Origin of the sequence: Mesorhizobium sp. M2A.F.Ca.ET.039.01.1.1 (assembly GCF_003998035.1) — a bacterium.
Taxonomy (GTDB): Bacteria; Pseudomonadota; Alphaproteobacteria; order Rhizobiales; family Rhizobiaceae; genus Mesorhizobium.
Genome location: NZ_RZRY01000218.1, coordinates 1 through 9,031, shown reverse-complemented (window position 1 = coordinate 9,031; position 9,031 = coordinate 1). Strand labels below are relative to the sequence as shown.

Here is a 9,031-nt window from a genome sequence, read left to right as displayed (position 1 = left end):
GCGCCGCTCAGGGCGTAGAGGATGAAGCGCACGCGATCGACAGGAATGCCGACCAGCCTGGCCGAGCGTTCGTTGAAGCCCATCGCGTAGATCCAGCGCCCCCAGGCCGTCGCCATCAGCACAAGGCCGGCCAGCGCGAAGCAGGGGATGGCCAGGGTGAGGAAGGGCACGGGAATGCCGGCGACGACACCGCGCCCCAACCAAGCAGCCATCCTGGCACGCCCGACTGGGCCGCGCCGCCGGTGACGGCAAGCGCCACGCCGGAATAGACGAAGAAGGTACCGAGCGTCGCGATGAAGGGCAGCAGCGCCAGGCCGTTCACCAGCAATCCGTTGAGGGCGCCGAGCGCCGCGCCGGCCAGGATGCAGACGGCCGGCAGCAGGACCGGCGGCAAGCCCAGTTTGAGCGACAGCATGGCGATGATGGCGGAGAGCGAAACCGCGCCGCCGACCGATAGGTCTATGCCTGTGCCGCCGGCCAGGATGACCATCCCCTGTCCGAGGCCGACCAGCGCCAGGATGGTCGAGAACTGAAGAATGGTGGTTACGGTGCCGAGATTGAAGACGGAAGGCTTGAGCGCCAGCAGGCCGACAATCACGATCAGCCACAGCGCGCACAGCAAAGCCAGGGTCAGGGCCGGGCCCTGCAGGTTCCGAAGCGTTCTCATGCGCGGGCTCGCTGGAACCGGGTAAGAGGCAGGCGATTGGAGACCGCTTCGAAGCCGAGCACACCGATGATCAGCACGCCGGTGACGACCGGCTGCCAAAGCGAGGGAACACCGATCAGAAGCAGGCCATTCTCGAGGATTCTGAGCAGGAGCACGCCAAGCACCGTGCCGAGCAGGCTGCAGCGGCCGCCCAATATGCTTGTGCCGCCGAGAATGACCGCGGCGATGGCATCCAGCGCCGAGGTGCTGCCGATCGACATTTCGACGTTGCGGTAGGTTGCGACATAGAAGGTGGCGGCAATGCCGGTCAGGACGCCGCTGATGACAAAGGTCAGGAATCTGACCTTGATCACCGGAATTCCCGAAAGCCGCGCCTTTTCTTCCGAATTGCCGATCGCCAGCAGATGCAAACCATAGGGCGTGCGCCGCAGTGCCAGCCAGACAGTCCGATAGGCAACGGCGATCACCAGGGCCGGCACGGGGATGCCGAGCACGGTGGCTGCCAGCAGATCGGTGAGGCTCGAGGGCAGGCCCGAAAGCCATTGCCCGCCAAGCAGCGCAACACGGCGGTGCGGTAGACACCAAACAGGCCGAGCGTTCCGACGATGGCCGGAACGCGGCCCAGGACGACGATGGCGGCCGTCACGCAGCCCAGCAGCGCCCCGACGAGCGGGCCCGCGACAAGCGCCACGAACGGGCTGCCATCGGCGCCAAGTATGCGGCCGATGGCGATGGCCGCGAGGCCCATGACGATGCCGATCGAGACATCGATGCCGCCCATGGCGAGCAGCAGGGTCATGCCGAGGCCGATCAGCAGCAGTTCGACGCTGTTGCGCAGCACGGTGACCGCGATGCCCGGGGTCGCGTAGTGCGGCGATGCGACAGAAAAGATGACGACCGCAAGCAAACAGGCGACAAGCAAAGACCACTCCCGCCCATTCATGGAGAAGACACCGGTTCCAGACTGCCGCACTACGTTCACGTCAGGCTCAGAAGTTGAACTTGTCGACATTGTCCGTGGTGAAGACGGCCGGCGGCCCGAGCAGGAGAATGCCCTTGGCGGCATCATAGGTGGCGGGCTTGTCGAGGCCGGCAATCTTGTTCTCGGCCTCGAAGCTCTTGCCGTCGATAAGCTGCTTGCCGGCCCAGACCGTCAGGTAGCCGAGCTGTTCAGGATCCCACAGCACGGTGAAGCCGAAGGCGCCGCTCTTCAGATAGGAGCGGGCGGTGTTCGGGCTGCAGTAACCGGTCCCGATAACCGAGCCGATCTTGCCGGCGGTCTCGATCGCTGGGCAACGCCCGGGCAGGTCGAGGATGCGACGGCGATGATGGCCTTGATATCGGGATTGGCGGCCATGGGGTCGCCCGAGATCTGCGCGGCGCGCTCGGCCGTGCCGCCGGCGAATTGCGGGGCGAGCAGCTTCAGCTTGGGATATTTGGCGGCGGCTTCCTTCTGCATGAAGCCGATCCAGGCGTTGAGATTGGACGCGGTCGCCTCGCCGGAGACGATGCCGATCGTGGCGTCCCCGCCGACGCGCTTGACCAGCTCGTCGATGATCGTGGTGCCGAGGCCCTCGTCGGTCGCCTGCGCCACATAGACCGCGCGGCCGCTGTCGGGCGCGTCGCTGTCGCTGGTGAACAATTTGATGCCCTTGGCCTTGGCGCTCTCCACCACCGGGGCGATGCTCGAAGCATCGAGAACGGAGACCGAGACCGCTTCGACGCCTTGGTCGATCAGGTTCTGCACGATCTGCAGCTGGTCGACCGGGTTGGTGTCGACCGGGCCGGAATAGACGAAATCGACGCCGAGATCCTTGGCGGCACGGTTGCCCCCCGCCTCCATGGCGTTGAAATAGGGGATGCCGATCAGCTGCGGGACGAAGGCGACCTTATGCTTGTCTGCTGCATGCGCCGCCGTCACGGCGACCAACGACAGCGCGGAGACCGCGAGCACTTTCCTGAGTTGTGAAAGCATTATGTGTGATCCTCTCTGGAATGACGTGCATGTCAGTTTGTTTTTTCGAGCGCCCGCACGTCGGGATGGGCGCCTGTTATGAGCGAAACGACTTCCTCGTGATTGGTCTCTGCGGCCAGGCGTTCGGCCACCTTGCGGCCACGCCGGAACACCACGATCCGGTCGGCAACCTCGAAGACTTCGGAAATGTTGTGGCTGATCAGCACGACGGCGCAGCCTCGACCGGCAAGGCGCCGAGTCAGCGCCAGCACTTTGCGGGTCTCGGCGACGGCAAGGGCGGCCGTCGGTTCATCCATGATGACCAGCCGGGCGTTGAGATTGAGCGCCCGGCAGATGGCGACGGCTTGGCGCTGGCCGCCCGACAGGCTGCCGACCGGAGCCCCGGGATCGGAGATATGGGCGTCGAGTTCCTGCAGAAGGCCGTCGACGCGCTGGCGCATCTCCGCTCGTTTCAGAAAAGGGATGCCAAAAATGGAGCGTTTCAATTCGCGGCCGAGGAAGACGTTCTCGGCGATCGAAAGGTTCTCCGAAAGCGCCAGTTCCTGGAAGATTGTGGCGATTCCGGACGCCGCGGCATCCTTGGGCGAGGCGAACGCGACCGCTTTGCCTTCGATGAGAAGCTCGCCGTCGCTCGGCGGATGAGCGCCGGCCAAGATCTTGATGAAAGTCGACTTGCCAGCGCCGTTGTCGCCGAGCAGCGCCAGCACTTCGCCGGGCCTGATTTCCAGGTCGACATCGGCAAGGGCAGTCAGCGCCCCGAAGCGCTTGGCGATGTTCCTGGCGACGAGAAAAGGTGCCGTCATGGCGGTTTCTCCGGCATTCGTGGATAGGCTAGGCGGCCTTGCTGACCCAGCGCAGCACATTGGTCCAAAGCCGCGCATAGCCTGGCCATTCGACGAAGCTGTTCGGCAGCCAGTGCGGGCCGATGTCGGACGTCCAGACCAGGGTGCGCCCCTCGCCATGGCGCCCGGTAACCAGCAGCGGATGGCCGCCCTGATCCTGCGGCAGCCGCGCCAGGATCTCGACATCGTCGCGGTCGCGGGCAACGACCTCGTTGGCGCCGAGCAGGATCGGCCATTCGCCCTCGATGCCGGCAAGTATCGGGTGATCCCTGGGGCCGGTGATTTGAGGTCGAAAGCCCTCGGGGATTTCGAGCCGGTCGTCATAGGGAAGGCAGGTCACCGGCAGCGCGTCCTCGACGGCCGTGCGGTGCCAGCGGGCCTTGCCGTCGATGCCCTGGAAGCTGAAATAGCCGCCGATCATGACCAGGCCGCCACCGCCTCGCGTCCAGTCGCGCAGCAGCTTGAGCCGGTTGGGCACGGTCTTGCCGAGCAGCCAGACATCGGGATGCAGCAAAAGCGAGTTGGCGCCGATATCGGAGAGCACGATCGCCTTGTATTGCCACAGGCCCCCCATGGTGAAAGGCAGCTTCTCGACTGCCTCCTGGGCCGGCATGTATGCAAGATCGAACTCGCTGTCTTTCAAGGCGTTGACCAAAGGCGTGGCGCCGAGATGGAAGGTGACGCTGCCGAACTGGTCGAAGCCCTTGTAGTGGGTGGCCGAACTCATCCAGCTCTCGCCGACCAGAAGGACTTTCGTTTTCGCCATGACCCATGTTCTCCCGATATTGCCTGTTCGTCGCCTGCCAGCCGCCTGGGCCGGTAAGCCATTGATTTAGCTGGCCATCATGGCGCTCGCCGCGGCGGTGGCCTTTAGTGTCGCGAAGTCGGCGATGTAGCCTTGCGCGCCCTCGACCGTCGTCGTCAGGCTGGCGCCGACCGCGGCGTAGCGGGCAGCGGTTTCCAGCGACGCGCCATGTAGCCAGAAGCTGAGGAAGATGCCGGCGAAGCTGTCGCCGGCGCCGGTCGCGTCCACCCGGTTGACGGGCAGTGCCGGCACCTCGATCTGCGGTCCGCCGGTCGCCGGAAAGACCACCGCGCCGAACTCGCCGAGGGTGAGCACGACCGTGCCGCGCGGCTTGATGCGCGACAGCATGAGGCGAACCTCTTCGATCATGGTCGCCATGCGCGTGCGAAATCCGTAGATCTCCCTGATCATCACATCGTTGATGAAGGTCAGGTCGATCTGCCCGACCATCTGCGCGAAGATTTCAGGCGTGCGCGCGCTCCTGGGCAGGCCGGCAGAATGCAGGCTCACCTTCCAGCCGGCCTGGTGGAAGCGCGCGATGGATGCCGTCATCGTCTCGTAATGGAAGCCTTCGATGTGAAGGCAGGCGGGTCGCTTTTCGGGTTGGATGTCGAGATTGGCGGTGAGGTCGACTTTGCCCAGCTCGAAAGGCTCGCTGATGATGGTGCGGCTGCCGTTCCGCTCGATAATGACGATCGCCTGGGAGAGCCGGTTGTTGGGCGTGCTGCGGATGGGCAAGGCGTGCACCCCCAGCTTGGAAAGCTCGCCCAGCGCCCAGTCGCTCTCCGCGTCCTCGCCGACCGCCGTCGCCAGTTCCACGTCGAGCGCGTAGGGCGCCCCGACGCCGGCCGCGGCAACCGCGAGATTGGCGGCGGGGCCGCCGAGCGCCTTGTCGATATGGCTGGCCGTGATCCGGTCGTCGCGATGCGGCAGCACCTCGACGCGGCAGAGGAAGTCGGCGCTCACCCGTCCGGCGACCAGGAGCCTGGGCAGATGGTCGAGATTCTTCGGCCGCTGCGGGGCACGGCCGGGCAAGGAGCGCGCAAACGAGCTCGGCCGGTACATCAGGGCGGCGATCGCCTTCTCTATGCGCTCTCGCGTGCCTTCCTTGAGGCCGGCCGTGCCATTGATGAAGTTCGAGACCGTGCCGATGGAAACACCGGCGGCTCGCGCGACATCGGCAATGGTCGGGCGTTTGCGTTGCAAAGGCGTGATCCAATTGAAGCGTTTCAAACGCTAGCAGTGGATGTGCGGAGCCTCAACGGAATTATCTTCTAAAGAAGCTGCCGCGCTCTTCCCTGGATAGAAGATTGATCCACGCCGGAGCCGTCGCAGGGATCAGTCTTTGCGCAATTGAACGATTTTCAAATCCAGCCTTTTTGCGCGCTGTCCCGCAGGCCGCGCCAGTCGTGGCAGGCGCATGGCCCGATCTGCGGTAGCCGGCCAAGCCCGTGGCAATCTCCGGCAGCCGATCAGATCAGCAGCAGGCCTTTCATCGAGGCGTTGCCCTTGCGGCCGATGATGATGTGGTCGTGCACGGCGATGCCGAGGGGCTTCGCCGTATCGATGATCTGCTTGGTCATCTCGATATCGGCGCGCGACGGCGTCGGATCGCCGGACGGGTGATTGTGCACCAGGATGACGGCGCTGGCGGAGAGCTCGAGCGCGCGCTTCACCACCTCGCGCGGATAGACGGGCGTGTGGTCGACGGTGCCGGTCTGCTGCACCTCGTCGGCGATCAGCCCATTCTTCTTGTCGAGGAACAGAATGCGGAACTGCTCGCGGCTTTCGAAGGCCATGGCGGAGCGGCAATAGTCGAGCAGTTGCGTCCAGTTGGACAGCACCTCGCGACCGCGCACCTCGCCACGCGCCATGCGTTGCGCGGTTGCGGCGATGACTTTTAGATCGATTGCGACAGTCGGCCCGATGCCTTTGACTTCCTCGAGCAGCGATGCCGGCGCGCCGAGCACTTCGGCCAGCGAGCCGAAGCGGGCGATCAGCGCCTTGGCGATCGGCTTGGTGTCGACGCGCGGGATCAGCCGGAACAGCAGCAGCTCGAGCAGTTCGTAGTCAGGGAGGGCGTCCGGCCCGCCGGCGGCGAAGCGTTCGCGCAGACGATCGCGATGGCCGTGATAGTGCGGCTTTTCGATCGGTGCGGCCTTGGTGGGCCGCCGGACGGGCAGCTCGGCGAAAAATCCCCGCTCGTCGTCGCTGGTTTCCCCCATGGTCGCCCGCCCTTGGCCGGAAAGGCCCGGCAGAAGGAAACTGTAAGCCGACGGACCGGACGCAGTCGAGTTTTTTCGGCGCGAGCGCGAAATCCCTGCATCGGCCCGTCATAGTGGGCGCCTGCTCCAACGGCGATGGTTTGGAGGGGCCAGCATCCCAGGTGAGAGGAGGGTGCAACACGGCATCCTCCTCATGGCCAGTCAATGTCGGCAACCGGCTTTCGTCCCGCCATGTCAGAAGCGGTAGGTGACGCCTGTGCCAATCAGCCAGGGGTTGAGCTTGGCCTTGCCCGTCAAGTTCGTGCCGCCGACCGTGACGTCGAATTTCGGCTCCAGAAAGAGCTTCTTGACGTCGAAATTGACGCCCCAATGCTGATCCAGCATGTAATCGAACCCGACCTGCAGAGCGCCGCCGAACGTGTTCTTGACATGGAGGGCGTCAGCGCTGCCGGCATCCTGATTGTAGAAGATCGTGTAGTTCAGGCCGGCGCCGACATAGGGCTTGAAGGCGCCGAAATCGGTAAAGTGGTATTGCAGCGTGAGTGTCGGCGGGAGCACCCAGACCTTGCCGACCTTGCCCAACCCGCTGATCGTCCCCTCGCCGTGGATATTGGCGTAGGTGGTGCCGAGAATGAGTTCGGCGGCGACGTTGTCGGTGAAGTAGTAGGAAATGTCCAATTCCGGCGTCACGGTATCCGAATAGGAAAGATCGGAGCCGGGGATTCCGTTGACGTTGCCCTTGTCGTCCGTGATCACGCCCAAGGCGCGCAGGCGAATCTGCCAGGGACCCGATGCTGCTACAGGCGGCTCGTTCTGTGTCACGGATTGTATGTCCGCCGCCGTGGCCTGCTGCATCCCTGCCACGACAAGCGCTGCGGCAACTGCGATCCCCCGCCACTGCCCAACCCAGTTTCTCACCATAATATCTCTCCATGGAATTCAAATGCGGTGCGCTGCAGCAATGACAGCCTGGGAGAGATGCTCGGTTGATCCAGGTCAATGGTCGGATGAAGTAATTGGAGCTGCCTTCAATTCGACGTCGCCTGTAACAAAAATGCTACATGACGATCACGGCGGGTCGCTGTCCGGAACGACTCGAAGGAAGGGCCCTAGCGGGAGCTATGATGCGGCAAGTCGCCCTGGCCGCTCTTCCTCGAGCGCCAGATGCCCTTCGCGACTCCAAGGAGTCACGGGTCCGGTTCTCGGGGACGAACGTCAAGCGAGCGCCTAAAGCGCCAGCGGCAAGAAACCTAGGCCGGCAGGCCGGGACGGTCGAGCTTTTTCGGCGACAGCGTGAAGATCTCGCAGCCGGCGTCGGTGACGCCGATCGTGTGCTCGTATTGCGCCGACAGCGAGCGGTCGCGCGTGACCGCCGTCCAGCCGTCCGACAGGACCTTCACATGCGGGCGGCCGAGATTGATCATCGGCTCGACGGTGAAGATCATGCCGGGCCGCATCTCGACGCCTTCATTGACGGTGCCGTAATGCAGGATGTTCGGCGCGTCGTGGAAAAGCTGGCCGACGCCGTGGCCGCAGAAATCGCGCACCACCGAGCAGCGCTCGGCCTCGGCGTAGGTCTGGATCGCGGCGCCGATGGCGCCGGTGCGGGCGCCGGGCTTGATCGCGGCGATGCCGCGCATCAGGCATTCATAGGTCACTTCGAGCAGGCGCTCGGCGGCGCGCTTAATGGTGCCCACCGGATACATGCGCGAGGAATCGCCGTGCCAGCCGTCGAGGATATAGGTGACGTCGATGTTGACGATGTCGCCATCCTTCAGCGGCTTGTTGTCGGGAATGCCATGGCAGACGACATGATTGATCGAGGTGCAGGACGATTTGGTGTAGCCGCGATAATTGAGCGTCGCCGGCAATGCGCCGTGGTCCATGCCGAATTCGAAGACGAAGCGGTCGATGGTTTCCGTCGTCACGCCGGGCTTGACCATCGGCACCAGCTCGTCAAGGCAGCGCGCGGTGAGATCACAGGCCTTGCGCATGCCGGCAAAACCTTCCTCGCCATAGAGGCGGATCTGGCCGGTGTTTCGAAGGGGGGCCGTGGAGGCGTCGAGATAGGTAACCATTTTTGACCGTTTGCCGGCGTTGGCTTCAGAGGAAGCCGAGTGCCAGAATCTGCCCCAGATTTGGCACCGGAAGCCGCAAGGTTCAAGGACGAAGTGCGATTGCGCCGTCCATTGCGGCTTTCCTTCTGGCATTCCATGGGTTAGGGCCGGTTCTGGTATCTGGAGATCGGCTTGACGGCACCTGAATGCGAAAGATCGAAGCTGCTGCCGGTCAGGATCGCTTTTGCGGGCCTGATGGCGCTGCTGATGCTCGCGCTGCTGGGCTTCGCCCAGGCCGGAATCTCTGCATCGGCGGTCTCGCTCCAGGGTGGCTCCAGCATCAGCGCCGCTCGCCAGGGCGACACGATCGCGCTGCTCAGGACCTCCGGCAAGACGCAGGCGCTTGAGGTTCGGGCTAGCCGGCCGCTGCCCGTAAAGCTTGTCAGCGGCAATCCCGGCG

At 64.2% G+C, this 9,031-nt stretch carries 9 protein-coding genes and 3 pseudogenes; 1 reads left to right on the top strand and 11 read right to left on the bottom strand.

Annotation, left to right across the window (positions count from 1 at the left end; translation table 11 throughout):
- The 11 genes and pseudogenes from EOA24_RS43115 to map all read right to left on the bottom strand — a co-directional run.
- Positions 1 to 116, bottom strand: a pseudogene (locus EOA24_RS43115) (ABC transporter permease); the annotation flags it as partial.
- Entirely contained in the window at positions 116 to 667 is a 552-nt protein-coding gene (locus EOA24_RS17750) for a hypothetical protein (protein WP_245467020.1), read from the bottom strand. The gene EOA24_RS17750 and the pseudogene EOA24_RS43115, both read right to left, overlap by 1 nt.
- Positions 664 to 1,161 carry an ABC transporter permease gene (locus tag EOA24_RS43110; protein ID WP_245467022.1) on the bottom strand — a complete coding sequence of 166 codons (498 nt, stop codon included), beginning with the start codon at positions 1,159 to 1,161 and terminating at the stop codon, positions 664 to 666. The genes EOA24_RS17750 and EOA24_RS43110 overlap by 4 nt, the downstream gene beginning before the upstream one ends.
- Positions 1,131 to 1,589: a hypothetical protein gene (locus EOA24_RS43105; protein ID WP_245467024.1), complete on the bottom strand. Its 459-nt coding sequence runs from the start codon at positions 1,587 to 1,589 to the stop codon at positions 1,131 to 1,133. Before EOA24_RS43105 ends, EOA24_RS43110 begins: the two co-directional genes overlap by 31 nt.
- A 67-nt stretch (positions 1,590 to 1,656) precedes the next feature.
- Positions 1,657 to 2,510: pseudogene (locus EOA24_RS17740) on the bottom strand (autoinducer 2 ABC transporter substrate-binding protein).
- A 164-nt stretch (positions 2,511 to 2,674) separates the two neighbouring features.
- Entirely contained in the window at positions 2,675 to 3,445 is a 771-nt protein-coding gene (locus EOA24_RS17735) for an ATP-binding cassette domain-containing protein (protein ID WP_127409943.1), read from the bottom strand.
- A gap of 28 nt (positions 3,446 to 3,473) precedes the next feature.
- On the bottom strand, positions 3,474 to 4,250 hold the full coding sequence (locus tag EOA24_RS17730) for a glutamine amidotransferase (protein WP_126082321.1): 777 nt from the start codon (positions 4,248 to 4,250) through the stop codon (positions 3,474 to 3,476).
- A gap of 66 nt (positions 4,251 to 4,316) precedes the next feature.
- Positions 4,317 to 5,495 (bottom strand): PfkB family carbohydrate kinase, encoded by a 1,179-nt coding sequence (locus EOA24_RS17725; RefSeq protein WP_127409942.1) that lies wholly within the window; start codon positions 5,493 to 5,495, stop codon positions 4,317 to 4,319.
- A 266-nt stretch (positions 5,496 to 5,761) separates the two neighbouring features.
- Positions 5,762 to 6,514 carry a DNA repair protein RadC gene (gene radC / locus EOA24_RS17720; protein ID WP_126082323.1) on the bottom strand — a complete coding sequence of 251 codons (753 nt, stop codon included), beginning with the start codon at positions 6,512 to 6,514 and terminating at the stop codon, positions 5,762 to 5,764.
- A 234-nt stretch (positions 6,515 to 6,748) separates the two neighbouring features.
- On the bottom strand, positions 6,749 to 7,435 hold the full coding sequence (locus tag EOA24_RS17715; RefSeq protein WP_126082324.1) for an OmpW family protein: 687 nt from the start codon (positions 7,433 to 7,435) through the stop codon (positions 6,749 to 6,751).
- A 329-nt stretch (positions 7,436 to 7,764) separates the two neighbouring features.
- A complete protein-coding gene (map, locus tag EOA24_RS17710; protein WP_126082325.1) occupies positions 7,765 to 8,592 on the bottom strand; it encodes a type I methionyl aminopeptidase in 828 nt (275 codons plus the stop codon).
- A 171-nt stretch (positions 8,593 to 8,763) separates the two neighbouring features.
- On the opposite strand from map, the pseudogene EOA24_RS17705 reads away from it, so the two are divergent.
- A pseudogene (locus tag EOA24_RS17705) lies at positions 8,764 to 9,031 on the top strand (hypothetical protein); the annotation flags it as partial.

Bases quoted from the DNA above. Each gene is read 5' to 3' on its own strand.
- EOA24_RS17750 (WP_245467020.1), bottom strand. From the start codon at position 667: ATGAGAACGCTTCGGAACCTGCAGGGCCCGGCCCTGACCCTGGCTTTG.
- EOA24_RS17735 (WP_127409943.1), bottom strand. From the start codon at position 3,445: ATGACGGCACCTTTTCTCGTCGCCAGGAACATCGCCAAGCGCTTCGGG.
- EOA24_RS17730 (WP_126082321.1), bottom strand. From the start codon at position 4,250: ATGGCGAAAACGAAAGTCCTTCTGGTCGGCGAGAGCTGGATGAGTTCG.
- radC (WP_126082323.1), bottom strand. From the start codon at position 6,514: ATGGGGGAAACCAGCGACGACGAGCGGGGATTTTTCGCCGAGCTGCCC.
- EOA24_RS17715 (WP_126082324.1), bottom strand. From the start codon at position 7,435: ATGGTGAGAAACTGGGTTGGGCAGTGGCGGGGGATCGCAGTTGCCGCA.
- map (WP_126082325.1), bottom strand. From the start codon at position 8,592: ATGGTTACCTATCTCGACGCCTCCACGGCCCCCCTTCGAAACACCGGC.